Genomic DNA, 240 nt, shown 5'->3' with positions numbered 1-240 from the left:
GCTCACGTTCCTTGCGCAACCACCGATCCAACAGGCTGCGATTGATTCCCAGAGACCGGGCAGCTTCGGCCACCCCATACCCCTGGCGCTCAACCAACGCCACTGCCTCAGCCTTGAATTCTGTTCTGGTCAAGTCGCAGCGGACACGGATTAAGCAGCAACCGCTAAAAAATGTTGCTGAGGGGTGATGTACCCCAGGGACGAGTGGAGCCGGTCGCTGTTGTACTCCATCTCGATGTA

At 57.5% G+C, this 240-nt stretch carries 1 protein-coding gene; it reads right to left on the bottom strand.

What is annotated here, in order from left to right:
- A partial coding sequence (locus CKO35_RS17785; RefSeq protein WP_338031831.1) for a transposase occupies positions 1–151 on the bottom strand: 151 nt, incomplete at its 3' end.
- Positions 152–240: the final 89 nt, after the last annotated feature.

Source organism: Ectothiorhodospira shaposhnikovii (assembly GCF_016584105.1).
Lineage (GTDB): Bacteria > Pseudomonadota > Gammaproteobacteria > Ectothiorhodospirales > Ectothiorhodospiraceae > Ectothiorhodospira > Ectothiorhodospira shaposhnikovii.
This window is presented reverse-complemented; position numbering and strand designations above follow the sequence as displayed.